Annotated in this window: 22 protein-coding genes; 10 read left to right on the top strand and 12 right to left on the bottom strand. The window is 68.1% G+C overall.

Features of this window, described 5'->3' with window-relative positions:
- The first annotated feature begins 64 nt into the window (after window positions 1-64).
- From ACGRVM_RS09150 to ACGRVM_RS09130, 5 genes are all read left to right on the top strand, one after another.
- The gene (locus ACGRVM_RS09150) at window positions 65-262 is read left to right on the top strand and encodes a CsbD family protein (protein WP_377170633.1); all 198 of its coding nucleotides are present in this window, start codon (window positions 65-67) and stop codon (window positions 260-262) included.
- Window positions 263-439: 177 nt separating this feature from the next.
- Window positions 440-694: a type II toxin-antitoxin system CcdA family antitoxin gene (locus tag ACGRVM_RS09145; protein ID WP_377170635.1), complete on the top strand. Its 255-nt coding sequence runs from the start codon at window positions 440-442 to the stop codon at window positions 692-694.
- Window positions 682-972 carry a CcdB family protein gene (locus ACGRVM_RS09140; RefSeq protein ID WP_377170637.1) on the top strand — a complete coding sequence of 97 codons (291 nt, stop codon included), beginning with the start codon at window positions 682-684 and terminating at the stop codon, window positions 970-972. The genes ACGRVM_RS09145 and ACGRVM_RS09140 overlap by 13 nt, the downstream gene beginning before the upstream one ends.
- A gap of 110 nt (window positions 973-1082) precedes the next feature.
- The gene (locus ACGRVM_RS09135) at window positions 1083-1721 is read left to right on the top strand and encodes a sulfotransferase family 2 domain-containing protein (protein ID WP_377170639.1); all 639 of its coding nucleotides are present in this window, start codon (window positions 1083-1085) and stop codon (window positions 1719-1721) included.
- Between the two features lie 164 nt (window positions 1722-1885).
- Window positions 1886-2527 (top strand): Hint domain-containing protein, encoded by a 642-nt coding sequence (locus ACGRVM_RS09130; RefSeq protein ID WP_377170641.1) that lies wholly within the window; start codon window positions 1886-1888, stop codon window positions 2525-2527.
- Here the strand turns inward: ACGRVM_RS09130 and ACGRVM_RS09125 are convergent.
- The 3 genes from ACGRVM_RS09125 to ACGRVM_RS09115 all read right to left on the bottom strand — a co-directional run bounded on the left by ACGRVM_RS09125 (window position 2488) and on the right by ACGRVM_RS09115 (window position 3912).
- Window positions 2488-3123, bottom strand: a complete 636-nt coding sequence (locus tag ACGRVM_RS09125) for a glutathione S-transferase family protein (protein WP_377170643.1) — start codon at window positions 3121-3123, stop codon at window positions 2488-2490. The two genes, ACGRVM_RS09130 and ACGRVM_RS09125, sit on opposite strands and share 40 nt — an antisense overlap.
- 64 nt (window positions 3124-3187) lie before the next feature.
- Window positions 3188-3400 (bottom strand): hypothetical protein, encoded by a 213-nt coding sequence (locus ACGRVM_RS09120; RefSeq protein WP_377170645.1) that lies wholly within the window; start codon window positions 3398-3400, stop codon window positions 3188-3190.
- A 110-nt stretch (window positions 3401-3510) separates the two neighbouring features.
- Complete coding sequence (locus ACGRVM_RS09115) at window positions 3511-3912, bottom strand: MerR family transcriptional regulator (RefSeq protein ID WP_377170647.1); 402 nt, start codon at window positions 3910-3912, stop codon at window positions 3511-3513.
- Window positions 3913-4073: 161 nt separating this feature from the next.
- Here ACGRVM_RS09115 and ACGRVM_RS09110 point away from each other — a divergent pair, with 161 nt between their 5' ends.
- Window positions 4074-5417, top strand: coding sequence for an MATE family efflux transporter (locus tag ACGRVM_RS09110; protein WP_377170649.1), 1344 nt, complete (start codon window positions 4074-4076; stop codon window positions 5415-5417).
- Here ACGRVM_RS09110 and ACGRVM_RS09105 read toward each other — a convergent pair.
- From ACGRVM_RS09105 to ACGRVM_RS09090, 4 genes are read right to left on the bottom strand one after another with little or no spacing between them, the layout of a single operon-like run.
- A complete protein-coding gene (locus ACGRVM_RS09105; protein ID WP_377170651.1) occupies window positions 5414-7033 on the bottom strand; it encodes an MFS transporter in 1620 nt (539 codons plus the stop codon). The two genes, ACGRVM_RS09110 and ACGRVM_RS09105, sit on opposite strands and share 4 nt — an antisense overlap.
- A gap of 7 nt (window positions 7034-7040) precedes the next feature.
- Entirely contained in the window at window positions 7041-7388 is a 348-nt protein-coding gene (gene arsC / locus ACGRVM_RS09100) for an arsenate reductase (glutaredoxin) (RefSeq protein ID WP_377170653.1), read from the bottom strand.
- Window positions 7379-8437: a quinone-dependent dihydroorotate dehydrogenase gene (locus ACGRVM_RS09095; RefSeq protein WP_377170655.1), complete on the bottom strand. Its 1059-nt coding sequence runs from the start codon at window positions 8435-8437 to the stop codon at window positions 7379-7381. The genes arsC and ACGRVM_RS09095 overlap by 10 nt, the downstream gene beginning before the upstream one ends.
- Window positions 8434-8772 (bottom strand): DUF952 domain-containing protein, encoded by a 339-nt coding sequence (locus ACGRVM_RS09090; RefSeq protein WP_377170657.1) that lies wholly within the window; start codon window positions 8770-8772, stop codon window positions 8434-8436. Before ACGRVM_RS09090 ends, ACGRVM_RS09095 begins: the two co-directional genes overlap by 4 nt.
- Window positions 8773-8942: 170 nt before the next feature.
- On the opposite strand from ACGRVM_RS09090, the gene ACGRVM_RS09085 reads away from it, so the two are divergent.
- Entirely contained in the window at window positions 8943-10154 is a 1212-nt protein-coding gene (locus ACGRVM_RS09085; RefSeq protein ID WP_377170659.1) for a class I SAM-dependent methyltransferase, read from the top strand.
- An 18-nt stretch (window positions 10155-10172) separates the two neighbouring features.
- On the opposite strand, the gene ACGRVM_RS09080 is transcribed toward ACGRVM_RS09085, so the two are convergent.
- The 3 genes from ACGRVM_RS09080 to ACGRVM_RS09070 are packed head-to-tail and all read right to left on the bottom strand — an operon-like array spanning window position 10173 to window position 12259.
- A complete protein-coding gene (locus ACGRVM_RS09080; RefSeq protein WP_377170661.1) occupies window positions 10173-10724 on the bottom strand; it encodes an adenine phosphoribosyltransferase in 552 nt (183 codons plus the stop codon).
- Entirely contained in the window at window positions 10721-11350 is a 630-nt protein-coding gene (locus ACGRVM_RS09075) for a LysE family translocator (RefSeq protein WP_377170663.1), read from the bottom strand. Before ACGRVM_RS09075 ends, ACGRVM_RS09080 begins: the two co-directional genes overlap by 4 nt.
- A 24-nt stretch (window positions 11351-11374) precedes the next feature.
- On the bottom strand, window positions 11375-12259 hold the full coding sequence (locus tag ACGRVM_RS09070; protein WP_377170665.1) for an S-methyl-5'-thioadenosine phosphorylase: 885 nt from the start codon (window positions 12257-12259) through the stop codon (window positions 11375-11377).
- A gap of 296 nt (window positions 12260-12555) precedes the next feature.
- Here ACGRVM_RS09070 and ACGRVM_RS09065 point away from each other — a divergent pair, with 296 nt between their 5' ends.
- From ACGRVM_RS09065 to ACGRVM_RS09055, 3 genes are all read left to right on the top strand, one after another.
- Window positions 12556-14145 (top strand): SulP family inorganic anion transporter, encoded by a 1590-nt coding sequence (locus ACGRVM_RS09065; protein ID WP_377171379.1) that lies wholly within the window; start codon window positions 12556-12558, stop codon window positions 14143-14145.
- Between the two features lie 73 nt (window positions 14146-14218).
- The gene (locus ACGRVM_RS09060; RefSeq protein ID WP_377170667.1) at window positions 14219-14701 is read left to right on the top strand and encodes a GNAT family N-acetyltransferase; all 483 of its coding nucleotides are present in this window, start codon (window positions 14219-14221) and stop codon (window positions 14699-14701) included.
- A gap of 34 nt (window positions 14702-14735) precedes the next feature.
- Complete coding sequence (locus ACGRVM_RS09055; RefSeq protein WP_377171381.1) at window positions 14736-15503, top strand: EcsC family protein; 768 nt, start codon at window positions 14736-14738, stop codon at window positions 15501-15503.
- A gap of 132 nt (window positions 15504-15635) precedes the next feature.
- On the opposite strand, the gene ACGRVM_RS09050 is transcribed toward ACGRVM_RS09055, so the two are convergent.
- Both ACGRVM_RS09050 and ptsP read right to left on the bottom strand, forming a co-directional pair.
- Entirely contained in the window at window positions 15636-15854 is a 219-nt protein-coding gene (locus ACGRVM_RS09050; RefSeq protein ID WP_377170669.1) for a cupin domain-containing protein, read from the bottom strand.
- Window positions 15855-15924: 70 nt separating this feature from the next.
- On the bottom strand, window positions 15925-18168 hold the full coding sequence (gene ptsP, locus ACGRVM_RS09045) for a phosphoenolpyruvate--protein phosphotransferase (protein WP_377170671.1): 2244 nt from the start codon (window positions 18166-18168) through the stop codon (window positions 15925-15927).
- Window position 18169: the final 1 nt, after the last annotated feature.

Raw genomic sequence — 18169 nt, 5'->3', positions numbered from 1 at the left:
GAGGCCACAGAACCGGCGCGGGCGAGCCCCGCGCATCGTTTCAAGGCTTTAAAGGAGTGCAGACATGAATTGGGATACCATCAAAGGCAACTGGAACCAGATGACCGGCGAAGCCAAGGCGCAATGGGGCCAACTGACGGATGACGACCTTCAGGAAGCGGCAGGCGAGCGCGAGAAGCTGGTCGGCAAGATTCAGGAACGCTACGGCGTCGCCAAGGACGAGGCCGAGCGCCAAGTGGATGATTTCGCCGCCAAGCATTAACGGCGCGCTTTCCTCGGATCAGTGTCATGATCGGGAAAAAGGTGGCTCATTTGAGCCGCCTTTTTTCTTGCGCGGTGTTTGCAGACTCTGTCGGTCGACTTGATGGCTCGGCGGCCGTGGTCTTGTATCACATTGGGGGCGGTATATAGTAGAGGTATTGATGCGGAGTATGGTTGAATGTCATCTCAAACCCGGCGCAAGACATCCCTGACCCTCAATGCTGAAGCGCTCGATTGCGCAAGGGAGCTTGGGATCAATGTCTCCGCCGTCGCCGAGGCAGCGCTTGTCAAGGCCGTCGCCGACGCACGACGTGAGAAATGGCTCGCCGAGAACGCGGATGCGTTCGCGGCCCAGTCGGAGTGGCACGAGAGGAACGGGCACCCTCTGGCCGACATCATCGTGGCGCCAGGAGGATCGTCTTGGAAGAGTTGAGACGCTTCGATGTCGCGGAATACAACGGCGTTCTCATGGTCACGGTCGAGAGCGAACTGCTACCGCCTGATCCTGCCGTGGTCGTGATCCCTCTTCTGGCCGACTACCCGGCGGTCCGGTATCTGAACCCCGAACTTCAGTGCGACGGCAAACGCCTGATCCTTGCCACGAGGCTGATTTCCGCCGTTCGACGGGCGGGTCTTCGCCGCGTGGGGACGGTCGCGGACCAGGGTGATACGGTCACGAAAGCTGTCGATGTCCTCATGGCGGGCGTCTAGGGTTCACAATCAACGCGATTTGTGGAGATGTCGCGTTTGGGCGGTGATGTCTTGGCCCGCCAAGGCGCGCGGCTCTTTCGCGGGTCGCGCGCGCGGTCTAGTCTTCGTGCATGATCGTCTCGCCCGGCCGCAATTACATCTTCGTCCACATCCCCAAGACGGGCGGTACCTCGCTCGCCGCCGCGCTCGAGGGGCGGGCGATGAAGGACGATCTGCTCATCGGGGACACGCCCAAGGCGCGGCGGCGGCGCGGGCGGCTCGAGGGGCTCGAGACGGCGGGGCGGCTTTGGAAGCATTCGAGCATCGCCGACATCGAAGGCCTGATGCCCGGCGATTGGATAGCGCGTGCATTCGTCTTCACGCTGGTGCGCAACCCGTGGGACAGGATGGTGAGCTACTATCACTGGCTGCGGATGCAGCGCTTCGATCATCCGGCCGTCGAGGCTGCCAAAGCGACTGACTTCGCCGGGTTCCTGCGCCTTCCGGCAACGCAAGGCGCGATCCGCGCGCATCCCTACGCGCGCTATGTCGAAGGCGCGGCGACGCCCGTGTTCATCCGGCTGGAGCATTTCGAACACGATGCCGAGCCCCTTTGGGACCATCTCGGCTTTCGGCTCGAATTGCCGCATCTCAACCGCTCGGAGCGGGCACCCAGCTATGCGGCGCAATACGATGCCGAGACGCGCGCCATCGTCGATACGATCTGCGCCGAGGATATCGCGCGGTTCGGCTATGACTTCCTGCACTGACATGCGGCGGCGGAAAACCCGCGCATGACGTCACTTTTCGTGCAAAGCTGGGCCGGCGCGCCCCGAAGGCGCCACAGCATGGCCGAGGGATCGCCAGAAAGATTGTTTAACATGCTGCGCTTGGCGCAGGCAGGACGCGGCGCCGCAGGGACGGAAAGGACCGGATGTTCGGATGGCTGGGCAGTGGGACCGGGCCGGATGCACCCGAGACGGGCGCGCCGGGGCCGGGGCGGACGGGGCTTGCCGGTGCCGTGCGCGTGGCCACGCCGGATGGCTGGAGACCCGTAGGCGAGATCGAGCCGGGCGACGATATCCTGACGTTCGACGCCGGATTGCAGCGGGTCGAGACGGTTTTCTCCGAGCCGGTCTGGCCCGGCACCGGCCCATGCCCGCCAGCGCTCTGGCCGGTCGAGGTGGCGCCGGGCGTGCTCGGCAATCGCGACCTCATCCATCTTGCGCCGGACCAGCTTTTCTTGATCGAAAGCGACGAGGCCGAAGCCCGGACGGGCGATCCCTTCGCGCTGCTGAGTGCCGAGAGCCTCGCGGATCTGCCGGGCATTCACCGCGCGCCGCCGGCGCCGGAGGCGGTCATGGTGAGCTTGGGTTTCGCGGTCGAGCAGATCGTCTTCGCGGGAGGCGGCGCGATGCTGCATTGCCCCGGCGCCGCGCCGGACCTTCTGGACGACGCGCCGCGTGCGCTGCGCTATCCACGGCTCGGCGCGCGGGAAGCGCGAGCGGTGGCCGCGCGCCTTGCCGGCGGGCCGGATCAGGCGCGGTCGGCGGGGCTGCCCGGCATCAGATCGTAGGGATGTTTCCATCCCGGCAGGCTTTCGATCCGGCCCAGCCACGCGTCGATGGCGGGCCAGTCGCCGCGCACGAAGCCGAACGGCTCGGGGTAGAAGAGATAGCCGCAGCAACTGAAATCGGCATGGGTCGGGGCGTCTCCGACGATCCAGGACCGCTCGGTCAGATGCGCCTCGAGTACCGCATAGGCGGCGGCGAGTCTGCCCTGATTGAACGCGATCACGTCCGGGTTGCGCTTTTCCTCCGGCAGGAAGTTCATCAAAAAGCGCGTCGCCCCGGCTTGGCTGCTGAGCTTGTGATTGTCCCACAGCACCCAGCGCAGGACGTCGCGCGCCTCGGCCGCCGTCTCGCCGCCGAATTTGCCGGTCAGATCGGTGATGTGCATCTGGATGATGCCCGATTGGGTGATGACCTTGTCGCCATCGACCAGCACGGGCACTTCGCCCATCGGGTTGAGCTTGCGGAATGCCTCGGTGCGCGTCTCGCCTCCGAAGAAATCGACATAGACCGGCTCCCAGTCGAGGCCGCTGAGCGCGAGCGGAAGCGCCGCCTTGTAGGCATTGCCCGACTCGCCCATGCAATGAAGTTTGAGGGTCATTCCGGTCCTTTCGTCGCCGCGCCCGCGACGGCGGGCTTGGGGGAATATACTGGAAGGGGTAGCCCTACTTCTTGCGCGCGTCGAGTTCGGAATTGAAAAGCCGCAGGCGGTGGCTGAACGTGTCCTCGTCGATCACGCTGTCGAAATTCTCGAACAGGAAAGACAGCGCCTCGCCCTCGTCGAGCCCCGCTTCCTGCGCGAGGCGCCGCAGGCGGCGATAGCCGTCTTCTGTCATCGCCACGTTGAAGCGGCGGGTCATGCGGAATCGTTTGGGCATCGCGGCTCTCCGGGTCGGGCTGGCGGGCGCGGGGCAGGATCGCCCGCGCCGCCATGCAGAGCATAGACCGCGGCGCCCGTCCGCGTCACGCGCGGATCAGGCCGCCCAACTTATTCGGCCGCCTGTGCAGCAGCGTCGCGCTCGGCCAGCATGCGCGCGAACCAGTCCATCTGGTTGCGCAGATCCTCGATCGCCTCGTCGAGCTCCTCGCGCTGGCGCTCCATATCGTTCAGCCGCTCGGCCGCGAGTTCCTGCGTGCGCTGCAATTGCGAGCGCTGCTGGTCGCCGGCATCGTAAAGATCGAGAAGCTGGCGGATCTGCTCGAGCGAGAAGCCGAAGCGCTTGCCGCGCAGGATCAGCTTGAGCCGGGCGCGGTCGCGCTTGGTGAAGAGGCGTTTCTGCCCTTGCCGGATCGGTGCCAGCAATTCCTTGGCCTCGTAGAAGCGCAAGGTGCGCGGCGTCACCTCGTAGGTGTCGCACATCTCTCGGATGGTCATCGTTTCAGTGGTCATGGGAGTATCCCGTCTATTTCATTGATGCCCGCGACATAATGAACGCAGCGTAAGATGCAACACGCAGCGAGGGTGACGCGGCACGAACGCTACGTCACTTTTATGTGTTCACGCGCCGCGCGCGCCCTTGCGGTTGCCGTGCGGCCCGCCAATAACGGGGCATGAGTACGACCCAGCCACTCGAGACGGCGCCCGTGCGCCTCACCCATCGCCGGGTGCTGCGCATCGCGTGGCCCATCGTGCTGTCGAACGCGACAGTGCCGCTTCTGGGGCTTGTCGATACCGGCGTGATCGGCCAGCTCGGCGAGGCGGCGCCGATCGGGGCGGTGGGGATCGGCGCGGTGATCCTGACCGCGATCTACTGGATGTTCGGCTTTTTGCGCATGGGCACATCGGGCCTCACCGCGCAGGCGCGCGGCGCCGGGGACGTGCCCGAGGTCGCTGCGATGCTGACCCGCGCGCTCTTGATCGGGGCGGCGGGCGGCGCGCTCGTGCTGCTATTTCATGTGCCGCTTTTTCAAGGCGCCTTCGCCATCGCGCCCGCCAGCGCCGAGGTCGAGCGGCTGGCGCAGGACTACATGGGCATCCGCGTCTGGAGCGCGCCCGCCATGATCGCGCTTTTCGGCATGACCGGCTGGCTGATCGCGATGGAGCGCACGGGCGCCGTGCTGATGATCCAGCTCGTGATGAACGGCCTCAACATCACGCTGAATTTTTGGTTCGTGCTGGGCCTCGGTTGGGGTGTCGAGGGCGTGGCATGGGCCAGTTTCGTCGCCGAATGGGCCGGGCTGATCGCCGCTTTCGTGCTCTGCCGCGACGCGTTCCGCGTGCCCGCATGGCGCAACTGGCCGCTCGTCTTCGATGCCGGGCGGCTGAAGCGCATGGCGTCGGTCAATACCGATATCCTGCTGCGCTCGGCCATGCTCGAGGTCGTGATGCTGTCCTTCATCTTTCTGGGCAGCGATCTGGGCGACGTGACGCTCGCGGCCAATCAGGTGCTGGTGCAGTTCCTGCATGTGTCGAGCTACATAATGGACGGCTTCGCCTTCGCCGCCGAGGCGCTGGTGGGGCAGGCCGTGGGCGCGCGCGCCATCGGCGCGGTGCGGCGCGCCTCGATCCTGACAAGCCAATGGGGGCTGGGCGCGGGCGCGCTTCTGGCCGCGTGTTTCGCGCTGGGCGGAGGCGCAGCGATCGACCTGCTGGCGACCGACGAAGCCGTGCGCGAGGCCGCGCGCAGCTATCTGCCCTACATGGTCGCCGCGCCGCTCTTCGGGGCCGCCGCGTGGATGCTTGACGGCATCTTCATCGGCGCGACGCGCACGCGCGACATGCGCAACATGATGGCGCTCTCGCTTTTGATCTACGGCGCGTCGCTCCTCGCGCTGGTGCCCCTTTTCGGCAATCACGGCCTCTGGATGGGGCTTCTCGTCAGCTTCGCCGTGCGCGGCCTCACGCTCGGCGCGCGCTATCCCGCGCTCGAGCGGGCGGCGGCGGGCCCGGCCTAGTCGCTGGTGCGCAGCCGCGAGCGCTGAACCAGCCAGATCGTGGCGAGCGGCAGCGCGACGGTCAGAACGCCCGCCACGATCAGGAGCATCCCGAGCTCGCTGTAATCGGCGGGCACGGTGACGGCGCCGGTCTCGCGGTCGGTCACTTCGCGGGTCACGGTGAAGATCTCGTTGAGATATTTCGTGGCCAGCGACGAGGCCGAAAGCGCGAGATTGGTGAAGGAGGCCATGACGGCGAAGAACGTGGCCTTGAGCTCGGCCGGGGCGTTGCGCGCGATCCATGCCAGCATCGGGATCAGCGCGATCTGGCTGAGCGGGCTTTCGGCGGCCGTGTCGAGAACCGCGATGAACCGCGCATCGACGATGCCGAAGGTCAGCGGCGCGGTGATGTTCTGGATGCCGTAGTAGAGCGCGATATTGGGCAGGGCCAGAACGCCCGCGATGATCGTCAGCACCAGATAGACCCGCGTCAGCCTGCGCCGCGCCATGTAGGGGCGCAGCACCAGCATCGCCGCCAGTGTCAGCAGGGCCGCGATCATGCCGAGGACCGACAGGAACTGCGCATCGAAGCCCAGCCCGTCGATCACGAACCATGTCGCGCCGGGGCCGGGCAGGGGCACCGCGCGAAAGACGAAGACGATCAGCGCCGTGCCCACCAGCATGCGCGCCTGCGCCGGATCGAGCGCGCGCATGAGCTGGCGCATCAGCACCAGAACGATGCCCATCGAGCCGGCGAAGACGATCTCCTGCGCGAACGGCACGTTCAAGAGCCCCACGCCCAGCGACAGGGCGACGAAGGCGCCGCCGCCGATGAAATACCACGGGTTCACCTCGGTCGGCGGGCCGGGACGCTCCATCAGCGGCGCCGTGTCATGCCCGAGCCGCGTCGCGCGCACGATGGCGCGGCGGCGCTGCCACGCGGCCAGCATGACCCCCGAGACGGAGATGACCGGCACGATCATGGCGATGGCATAGATGCGCGCGTAGATGTCGGCCTTCATCTCTTGCGGCAGATCCTCGACCCCCGCGAAGACGGTGATGTTGATCGCCGAGACGATGAGCGTGCCGCCGATCAGCGCGATGCGGCCCAGCGTCTGCATCGTGGTATGGAGCGCGCGTGACGTCTCCTCGTCGAGCGGCGCGCCCTGCGCATCGACGACCGGCACCGCCTCGACGGACATGCCGTCGGCCACCGCGTCCTGAAGCACCAGACCGCAAGGCATGAGAAGCATCGCGCCCACATACCACGCCTCGATCGGCATGAGCGCGGCCATCGTACCGGGCGCGGCGACGAGCTGATACATGACGCCGAGGCTGCCCGCGACGAGGCCCGCCCCGAGCCAGACCAGCGCGCCCTTCCATTTCCAGATGATGTCCACCAGATGCCCGAGCGGCATCTTCAGCGCCCAGGGCAATCCCGCCCAAAAGGCCAGACCGGCGAGAAAGGCCGCCGAGAGGCCGAGATATTCCTTGACGAAAAACGTGCCGACGATGCCCGTGATGGTCGAGATGCCATAGGCGAGATAGACCATGAGCGGCGGCAGGTAGGACCAGCGCATCTGCCGCGCAAGCTCGAAGAGCGTGGCGTCGATCCACTTCGCGGCGGGGCCGATCATGCCCGCCTCATCGGTCCAGAAGCGCCAGCACCGCTTCGGGCGGGCGTCCGATCACGGCGCGGCCCGCGGTCATGGCGAGGGGCCGCTCGATCAGGATCGGATGCGCGGCCATCGCGGCGAAGAGCGCGTCCTCGGGGCTGTCCTTCGTCAGACCCGCCTGCCGGAACGCGGCCTCGCCGGTGCGCATCATCGCGATGACCGGCCCGCCCAGCTGGGCATGCGCCGCGCGCAGTTCTGCCTCGCCCGGCGCGTCGTCGAGATAGCGGCGAACCTCGACATCCCGCCCCTCGAGCATCGCCAGCGCGGCGCGCGATTTCGAGCAGCGCGGATTGTGCCAGAAAGTGATCAGAGCCATTTGCCGCGCTCCGTTCCCACCGCCTCGGCCACCCTTGAGAACCCGTCCGCCTCGAGCAGCCGGTCGAGCCCGCGTGCGATCCGGGGCACGAGGCTCAGCCCCTCGTAGACGAGCGCCGAGTAGAGCTGCACCGCCGACGCGCCCGCACGGATCTTGGCATAGGCATCCTCGGCCGAGGCGATGCCGCCCACGCCGATCAGAGGCATGCGGCCCTCCGTCAGCTGCGAGAGCCGCGCCAGAACCCGTGTCGAGCGCTCGAAGAGCGGCGCGCCCGAGAGACCGCCCACCTCGCCCTTCCGCGCGCTGCGCAGCCCGCCGCGATCCAGCGTGGTGTTGGTGGCGATGATGCCTGCAAGCCCCGCGCGTGTCGCCACCTCGGCGATCTCCGTCAGGGCCGCATCGTCCAGATCGGGCGCGATCTTGAGAAAGACGGGGATGGGCCGTTCGAGCCAGTTGCGCGCCTCCATCACCCCCGCCAGCAGCGCGGTGAGCGCGGCGCCGCCCTGAAGATCGCGCAGCTTCTCGGTATTGGGGCTCGAGACGTTGACTGTCGCGAAATCGAGATGCCGTCCGCAATGCGCGAGCACGCGGGCGAAATCCTCGGCCCGGTCGTCGCTGTCCTTGTTCGCCCCGAGATTGAGGCCGATCACCGCGCCCTCGGGCCGCGCGGCCAGACGGCGTGCGGCGACCTCCATCCCCTCGTTGTTGAAGCCGAACCGGTTGATGACGGCGCGATCTTCGGTCAGGCGGAAGAGGCGCGGGCGCGGATTGCCCGGCTGCGGGCGCGGCGTGATCGCGCCGAGCTCGATCATGCCGAAGCCCGCCCGCGCGAGCGGCGCCAGCGCCTCGGCATTCTTGTCGAACCCCGCCGCGAGCCCCACCGGGTTGTCGAGCCGCAGCCCCGCGAGATCGCAGGCCAGGCGCGGCGAGGTCACGCGGCCGGGCAGCGGCACCAGCCCCGAGCGCAGCGCCTTCAGCGCGAGGCCATGCGCGCGCTCGGGATCGAGGCGGCGCAGAAGGCCGAGGCCCGCCCGCTCGAGCGCGCTCATGCCGCGCCCGCCGGAAACCTGTGCACGCCGTCGACGAGCGGCAGCGGCTGCGCCCAGGCCACGTCCGACAGGCGCAGCTCGCGGTAGAGATGCGGGAAGAGCGCGCCGCCCCGCGACGGCTCCCATTTCAGATCCTCGCCCAGCCTTTCCGTCTCGATGCCGAGAAGGAAAAGCTCGGTCTCGTTCGCGAAATGCCGGGCCGCCGTTTCCGCCGCCTGCTCGGGCGTCGAAAGATGCACATAGCCGTCGGCGAGGTCCACCGGCGCGCCCGCGCTGGTGCCCTCGCGGCGCAGGGCCGCCCATTCGCTCGCGCGGAAGATCTTGTAGACTATCATGGCCCCCTGATGCCGCGCGCCGCGCCGCCGGTCAAGGGATTGAGGGCGTGGGCGCGCCCCCGCTTCATCTTGGGAAAAATACTCATGCCCGGCCGGCCCGTGCGTGCGGGCTTTGCTTCGGGGCCGGGATCGGGGATACCTTGGCGCACGCATCCTGACGAGGCAGCCAGATGAGCGACGTCGCATCGCAATACGAGGCCTATCCCTATCCCGCCCGCGATCCGGCGGACGAGGCGCGGCGGCTCGTCACCGGCTCGCCCTCGCATCCGCTCGAGATCGACCATTTCCTCTATTCCGGCACGCGCGACTGGTCGCGGCCCCTGCGCGTGCTGGTCGCGGGCGGCGGCACGGGCGACGGGCTGATCCAGCTCGCGCAGATGATGGCGCGGATGCGCAAGCCCTGCGAGATCACCTATGTCGATCTGAGCACCGCCTCGCGCCGCATCGCCGAGGCGCGGGCGGCGGCGCGCGGGCTTTCCGGCATCCGCTTCGTCACCGGATCGCTCATGGAGGCGGCGGATCTGGGCGCGTTCGACTATATCGATTGCTGCGGCGTGCTCCATCATCTTCCCGATCCGGCGGCGGGCTTCGCCGCGCTCCACGCCGCGCTCGCGCCCGAGGTGGCCGAGGCGGGGGGCGGGCTCGGCTTCATGGTCTATGCGCCTTACGGACGCTCCGGGGTCTACCCGCTTCAGGCGGCGTTCGGCGCGCTTTTCGAGGGCCTTGCGCCCGAGGCGCGGCTCGCGGCGGCGCGCGGTCTCGTCGCGGCGCTGCCCGAGGGGCATCCCTTCGCGCGCAATCCCAATCTCGGCGATCACAAGGACAGCGACGCGGGCTTTTACGATCTGCTGCTCCATTCGCAGGATCGCGCCTTCGGTACCACCGAGCTTCTGGCGGTGCTCGACGCCTCGGGCTGGAGTTTCGGCGGCTTCACCATGCCCGCGCTCTATGATCTGGCGCGCATCGCGCCGGTGCCGCCGCATCTGGACGCGGCGCGTCAGATGGCCGTGGCCGAGCAATTGCGCGGCACGATCAAGACGCATGTGGCCTATGCGGTGCCCAAGGGCGCGCGCCATGCCCGGCCGCCCAGCGGGCAGAACCGTGCCCTCATTCCCCATCTCAAGGGGATCGAGGCCGGACCGCTGGCGCAGGCCATCGCGCGGGGGGCGGCGCCGCGGCTCGATTTTTCGGGGATCGCCGCGCAATTGCACCTGCCGCGCGAGGCGGCGCCGCTCATCGGAGCGATCGACGGGCGCCGCAGCCTCAGCCAGATCGCGGATGCGGCGCGGCTCGATCCGATCCGCGCCGGGGCGCTCTGGGCCAAGCTCCACAAGGAGCTGGGCGACTGGGGCATGCTGCTCTATTCGCGCGCTCTGGTCTGATCGCTCCGGTCTGAGCGCTCAGGCCCCGTCGAACGCGACGAGCGTATGCACGCTCATGCCGAGCGCTTCGAGCCGCTTGCGCCCGCCGAGCGCCGGCAGATCGACGATGAAGCTACAGGCCGCGATGCGTGCGCCCAGCCGCTCAAGGAGCGCGATGCCGGCCTCGGCGGTCCCGCCCGTGGCCAGAAGATCGTCCACGATCAGCACCGTCTCGCCCGCCTCGATCGCGTCCTCGTGGAGCTCGAAGGTCGCGCTGCCGTATTCGAGCGCGTAATCCTGCGTGAGCACCTTGCCGGGCAGCTTGCCCGCCTTGCGCACCGGCACGAAGCCGGCGCCGAGATGGCAGGCGACCGCGCCACCGAGGATGAAGCCGCGCGCTTCGAGCCCGATCACCTTGTCGATGCCGTGGCCCTCCCAAGGCTCCGCCATCCGCGCCACCGAGGCGCGCAGCCCGGCGCCATCGGCCAGAAGGGTCGTCACGTCGCGGAACAGGATCCCCGGCTTCGGAAAGTCGGGGATGGTGCGGATCAGCGCGCGCAGATCGTGGTTGCCGCTCGCCGCGCCCGTCATGCCGCGCTGCGCCGCAGGAAGGCCGTGGCGAACCCCATCGCGATGAGCGCGCCGCCGCCTGCGCGGGTGATCCACGCGATCACGCCAGGCCGCGCGATGCGCGCGCGCATCCGATCCGCCAGAAGCGCGTAGGCCAGCGCATTGAGCGCGGCGAGTGCGACGAACGTGCCCACCAAAATGGCGAATTGCGGCGCGAGCGGCGCGTTCAGCGTCACGAATTGCGGCACGAAGGCGATGAAGAAGGCGATGGATTTGGGATTGAGCGCGGTGACGGCGGCGGCATGCCAAAAGACGCTGCGCCCCGTGACCCGCGCGCCCTGGGGCAGCTCGAGCCCGGTGGCCTGCGCGCTGCGGATCAGCTTGATCCCGAGCCAGATCAGATAGACCGCGCCGACCCATTTGAGCGCCGTGAAGAGCGTGGCCGAGGCCAGAACCAGCGCGCCTAGGCCCATGAGAGACGCGCTCATCGCCACCAGATCGCCCAAGGCGACGCCCCCGGCGGAGGCGAGCGCGACGCCCCGACCCTTGCTGAGTGCGTAGCTGAGCACCAGAAGAACCGTCGGTCCGGGGATCAGCAGAAGGGCGGTGGAGGCGGCGACGAAGGCCAGCCAAAGCTCGAAGGGCATGGGAGAACTCCTGTGGCGCGCGGATCAGTCCGCCTTATTCAGCACACGGCCCGCCACCGCGTCCAGCTTTTCCAGCATCGCGGGATCGCGCGCCTCGGGCGCGGTCAGGATCGCGTATTCCAGCGCGCGGTCGCAGCCATGGGGGCAGGGCGATGCGTCCCTCTCCAGATGATCGGGCAGGGCGCGCAGCATGTCCTTGGCGCGCGCCGCATTGCCCATGAGCGTCGCGATGATCGCCGTCACGTCCACCTCGCCATGATCGGGGTGCCAGCTGTCGTAATCGGTGATCATCGCCACGCTGGCGTAGCAAAGCTCGGCCTCGCGGGCGAGCTTGGCCTCGGGCATGCCGGTCATGCCGATCACGTCGCAGCCCCAGTGCTCGCGATAGAGCTTCGACTCGGCCAGCGTCGAGAATTGCGGGCCTTCCATCGCGAGATACGTGCCGCCCCGGTGCACACGGCTGCCCGTGGCCTCGGCGGCATCGGCGCAGGCCGCCGAAAGGCGCGGGCAGGTCGGGTGCGCGATGCTGACATGCGCAACGCAGCCCGGCCCGAAGAAGGATTTCTCGCGCGCGAAGGTGCGGTCGATATATTGGTCGAGGATCACGAAATCGCCCGGCGCCATCTCCTCGCGGAAGGACCCGCAGGCCGAGGCGCTGACCACATCCGTCACCCCCAGACGCTTCAGCGCATCGATATTGGCGCGGTAGGGCACCGAGGAGGGGCTGTGGACATGCCCGCGCCCGTGACGGGGCAGGAAGGCCATCTTCATGCCGCTGAGCGTGCCGGTCAGGATCCGGTCCGAGGGCGCACCGAAGGGCGATCGCACCTCGCGCCATTCCGCGCCCTCCAGTCCCTCGATGTCGTAGACCCCCGATCCGCCGATCACCCCGATCATCCGTTCGCCCATGCGCGTGCCCCTCTTCCTTGCAGTCCCCAAGCTGTAGGCGTCCGCGCCCCCGATGAAAAGCGTGCAGCGCCCAATGCAGCGGCGGAGGCTGTCACGATGCCGTGGGCGGCGCGCGAGAGGGGCGTATATCCCTGTTGCCATCGGGCCGCCGCGGCGCGCGGCGGGCAATTGGGGTGTGGCCAACCGGGCCAAGGACGGCTAAGGGGGCCATTCGCCACGCAACCCCGCGCATACCGCCGATTGTCAGGATAATCCCCTTGAGAACCTCGCTCGCCGCTTTCGCCAAGACCATCACCATGCCCGATCTCAGCGTCATGCAGGACGAGACGTTCAGCGCGTCGCGCATCCGCATCGAGCTTCTGTCGGGCCTGACCGTGGCGCTAGCGCTGGTGCCCGAAGCGGTGGCCTTCGCTTTCGTTGCGGGCGTGCATCCGCTGGTCGGTCTCTACGCCGCCTTCCTCGTGGGTCTCATCACGGCGCTGATCGGCGGGCGGCCCGGCATGATTTCCGGGGCGACGGGCGCGCTCGCGGTCGTGATGGTGGCGCTCGTCGCGCAGCACGGCGTCGAGTACCTTTTTGCCACTGTGGTCCTCATGGGCATTTTGCAGGTCACGGCCGGCGTGCTTCGATGGGGCAAGTTCATCCGGCTTGTGCCGCACCCGGTGATGCTCGGCTTCGTCAACGGCCTCGCCATCGTGATCTTTCTCGCGCAGCTCGGGCAGTTCAAGGTGCCGGGCACGATGGAGAATACGGGCCACGGCATGGACGGCGGCGTCTGGCTCTCGGGCCAGCCGCTTCTCGTGATGCTGGCGCTCGTGGCGCTGACCATGGGCATCATCTACGTCATGCCGCGTATCACCCGCGTCATCCCGGCGCCGCTTGCCGGCATCGGCGTCGTCGCGGCTATCGTCATCGCCTTCGGCCTCGACGTGCCGCGCGTCGGCGATCTCGCCTCGATCAAGGGCGGGCTGCCCAGCCTGCATATCCCGATGGTGCCGCTCAACCTCGAGACGCTCGAGATCATCCTGCCCTATGCGATCATCCTCGCCGCCATCGGCCTGATCGAGAGCCTTCTGACGCTCAACCTCGTGGGCGAGATGACCGGCAAGCGCGGCGGCGCGAGCCAGGAATGCATCGCGCAAGGGCTCGCAAATACCGTCACCGGCTTCTTCGGCGGCATGGGCGGCTGCGCCATGATCGGCCAGTCGATGATCAACGTGAAATCGGGCGGGCGCACGCGGATCGCGGGAATCGCGGCGGCGCTTTTCCTGCTGATCTTCATCCTCTTCGCCGCGCCGCTGATCGAGCAGATCCCGCTCGCCGCGCTCGTGGGCGTCATGTTCATGGTCGTGATCGGCACCTTTGCGTGGAACTCGCTCACCATCCTGCGGAAGGTGCCGCTAACCGACGCGATGGTGATCGTGCTCGTGACGGCGGTGACGGTGAAATACGATCTGGCCATCGCGGTCGTGGTGGGCGTCATCGTCTCGGCGCTGGCCTATTCGTGGAACAACGCCAAGCGCATTCACGCCACCACCCGGCTCGACGAGAGCGGCGCGCGTGTCTATGCGATCGAGGGGCCGCTCTTCTTCGGCTCGGCCGAGGGTTTCGGCGAGCTGTTCAACGTGGCGGGCGATCCCCAGGTGGTGATCGTCGATTTCGACCAGAGCCGCGTGGTGGACCAGTCCGCCCTTCAGGCGATCGAGGCGCTCGCGGGCAAGTATCAGGCGGCGGGCAAGACGCTGCAACTGCGCCATCTCAGCCGCGATTGCCACCGCCTGCTGACCAAGGCGGGCCATCTCATGATCGACAGCGACGACGATCCCGAATACCAGATCGCGGTCGATTACGACGTGCGCACCGGCATTCTGGGCGGCGGCCACTAGGGGCCGCGCGCGATTGTGACGCGGCGCGGGCCATGCTAGCCAAGCGCCGTGATGCGAAGGGAGCGGCGCGGCGTTGGAACTCAGGCCCGAAACGGAAGCCGACTGGTGGGAGGTCGAGGCGCTCCTCGATCTTTGTTTCGCGCCGGGCCGCGAGGCCTTGTCGTCCTACCGTCTGCGCGAGGGCATTCCCCCCGTTCCCGGCCTCAGCGCGGTCGCGCGCGACGAGGCGGGCATCCTCGCCGGGGCGATCCGCTATTGGCCGGTGCGCATCGGCGACGTGACGGCGCTCCTCCTCGGGCCGGTCGCCGTGCACCCGACGCATCAGGGCGAGGGCCTCGGCGCGTTCCTCATGCGCTCGTCGCTGGCAGCGGCGCGCGAGAAGGGGTGGGAGCGCGTGATGCTGGTGGGCGATGCGCCCTATTACAACCGTTTTGGGTTCGAGCGGCTCGACCATGTCGAGATGCCCCCGCCGACCAACCCCGACCGCGTGCTGGGCCTCGATCTCGTGCCGGGCGCGTGGGAGGGGATCGCGGGTAAAGTGACCCGCGCCGCTTGAAACCGCGCCCCGCTGCGCCGATCTATGGCGGATGATGGACGTGCTTGGACCCCCTCTCGACAAGGCCGACGTGGATGCGCGGCTCGATGCGCTGGCGCTGCGGCACCGGCGCGCGGGCAATCTCGGGATTCAGGTTCTGAACGTCGTGGGCGGCCGCGCCGAGGCGCTGCTCGACCGGCTGCCCGACACCGTCATGGGCCGCCTCGAGACCGGCACGCAGCAGGCGCTCGAGATGGCGATGAACGCGGCGCATCGCTCGCGCGGGATGGTCGGCACGCAGCCCGGCTGGCTGAGCCGCGCGGTCACGACCGCGATGGGCGCGGCGGGCGGCTTCGGCGGGCTGCCGAGCGCGATGGCGGAACTGCCGATCACCACGACGATCCTGCTGCGCGCCATTCAGGACGTGGCGGGCGAATACGGCTTCGATCCGGCGGAGGAGGGCGTGCGCTTCGATTGCGTTCAGGTCTTCGCGGCGGCCGGGCCGCTCGATCACGATGACGGCGCGGACCTCGCCTTTCTCACGACGCGGGTCGCGGTGACGGGCAAGGCGATGCAGGCGCTGATCGCCAAGGTCGCGCCGCGCCTCAGTGTGGTGCTGGGCCAGAAACTCGCCGCGCAGACGGTGCCGGTGCTGGGCGCGGCGGCTGGGGCGGCCACGAATTACGCCTTCACCAGCTATTACCAGCAGATGGCCCATGTGCATTTCGGCCTGCGCCGCCTGGCGATCGAGGCCGACATTCCCCATGCCGAGTTGCTGGAGCGGTTCCGTGCGCGCCTCGTCGCGCCGCCCGCGCGGCGCTGAGACGGCGCAGGGCGGTCAGCCGCGCAATCCGTAGCGATCGGTTTCCTCGAACACGTCGATGACCCGCGTGCCGGCCTTGATCCTGGCGCTGTGCAGCACGCGTTCGGCGATGGTGTAGCTGTCGCCGGGGCGCTAGATGCGCGTCTCGTCCCCGATGGTGAATTCGATCTCGCCCTCGACGACCGTGCCCCATTGCGCCTTGTGCGCATGGGCCGGAAGCTCGAAATCCTTGAGGAAGGTGAAGAAGACCACGAGACCGGCGTCCGAGCGGATCGCCCGTGTCGTCACGACATCGTCGGGGAAGGGCAGATCCAGGGCCGGAAATGCCTCCATGAAGGCCGGGAAGGTCATCGAGCGTCTCCTCGGGGTGCGGATGGCGCAGCAGACACGGCGCGCATGGGACACGTCAAGCCCTGCCGGATCAGAGCTTTTCGCGCAGGTAGTCCATCACGGCGGGGCGCACCGATTGATCGCCGCGCCGTCCCGCCTCGTCGATTACGCTGCGCAGCTCGTCGAGATTGGTGCGGCGCAGGATCGACTTGACCGGGCCGATGGAGGCCGGGCGCATTGAGAGGCTGCGCAGTCCGATGGCGGCGAGGCAGGCGGCCTCGACCGGGCGGCCCGCATCCTCGCCGCAGAAGCTCAGCGGCGTGTTCGTCGCCATGCAGCGCTCGACGATGTTTTGCAAAAAGGTCAGGAAGCTCACGTTGAGCGTGTCGTAGCGGCGGCGCACCCGCTCGTTCTCGCGGTCGGCGGCGAAGAAGAACTGCTTGAGATCGTTGCCCCCGATCGAGAGGAAATCGACGCTGCGATAGAACTGGTCAGGCGCATAGGCGAGGCTTGGCGTCTCGAGCATCGCGCCGAGTTTGAGCGTCTCGGGCAGCGGATGGCCGAGGATGCGCTCGCGCTCCATCGCCTTGTCCATCTCGGCGCGGCCCGCATCGAATTCCTCGCGCTGCGCGACGAAGGGGAACATGATCGCGAGCGGGCGCCCCTTGGCGCCGCGGATCAGCGCCTGAAGCTGCATGCGCATCACGCCCGGCTTGTCGAGGCCCACGCGGATCGCGCGCCAGCCGAGCGCGGGATTCGGCTCGTCGGTGGGCTTCATGTAGGGCAGCACCTTGTCCGAGCCGATGTCGAGCGTGCGGAAGACCACCTGACGGCCCTTGGCGGCATCCATGACGCGGCTGTAAAGCTCGCTCAGCTCGGCGCGCTGCGGCATCTTCGAGCGCACGAGGAATTGCAGCTCGGTGCGGAAAAGGCCCACGCCATCGGCGCCCGAGCCTTCGAGGCTGGGCAGATCGGCCATGAGGCCCGCGTTCATCGTCAGCGAGAGCGTGCGCCCGCAAAGCGTCTTGGCCGGCTTGTCGCGGATCGACGCATAGCGCTCCTGCGCCTTGGCCTGCATCGCCATCTTGTCGCGGAAGGCGGCGAAGACCGTGTCGTCGGGCCGCAGATGGGCGATGCCCTGATCGCCGTCGACGAGGATCGGATCGCCGTTCAGCGCCTCGGTCGTGATGTTCTTTGCGTGGATGACCAGCGGGATCGCGAGGGCGCGCGCGACGATGGTCGCGTGGCTGCCCACGGCGCCCTCCTCGAGCACGATGCCCTTGAGGCTGCGCCCGTAATCCAGAAGCTCGGCGGGGCCGATATTGCGCGCGATCAGGATGGGATCGGCGGGCATGTCCGCGCCGGTCTCGTTGCCCTGTCCGGTCAGGATGCGCAGCAGGCGGTTCGACAGATCATCAAGGTCATGAAGCCGGTCGCGCAGGTAGGCGTCGGCCACCTGTCCGAGCCGCGCGCGGGCGGTTGATTGCTCTTTCTCGACGGCAGCCTCGGCCGAGAGGCCGCGATTGATGTCCTGCTCCATCCGCCGCATCCAGCCCTTGGAATTGGCGAACATGCGGTAGGCCTCGAGCACCTCGAGCTGGTCCTTGTCCCCGAAGCGGGCGCTTGTGAGCATGCGGTCGACGCCCACGCGCAGCTCCTCCACGGCCTCGTTGAGACGCTCGAGCTCGCGCGCGGGGTCTTCGGCGATGAGGTTCGTGACGACGACGCGCGGCTCGTGCAGCCAGACATGGCCGCGCGCCGCGCCTTCCTGCGCCGTGGTGCCGCGAAAGAGCACGGGATGCTGGTGGCGCGCCTTCATCGCGGCGCCCTCGCCGATGAAGGCCCCCAGCTCGGCCATCTCGGCCAGCACCATGGCGACGACCTCGACGGCATAGACCTCCTCGTCCGAGAAGGTGCGCGCGTCCTTCGACTGCACGACCAGAACGCCCAGCTTCTCGCCGAGGCGCTGGATCGGCACGCCCATGAAGGAGGAATAGGCCTCCTCGCCCGTCTCGGGCATGAAGCGGAAGCCGCGCGTGCCGGGCGCGTCGTCGGTATTGATGACCTGGCCCGTGCGCGCGACGCGCCCCACGAGGCCTTCGCCCAGCTTCATGCGGGTTTCATGCACCGCGGACGGGTTGAGGCCTTCGGTCGCGCAAAGCTCGAGCGTTTCCTCGTCGCGGAAAAGATAGATCGAGCAGACCTCGATGCGCATTTCTTCGGCGATGAGGCGGGTGATTTGGTCGAGCCGCGCCTGACCTGCGGCGTCCTCTGCCATGACCGCCCGGAGGCGGCCCAGCATCTGGCGGCTGTCAGTCTGGAAATCATGGCTCATC

The sequence above is a fragment of the Roseovarius aquimarinus genome (assembly GCF_043661195.1).
In the GTDB taxonomy this organism is placed as follows: Bacteria; Pseudomonadota; Alphaproteobacteria; order Rhodobacterales; family Rhodobacteraceae; genus Roseovarius; species Roseovarius aquimarinus.
This window is presented reverse-complemented; position numbering and strand designations above follow the sequence as displayed.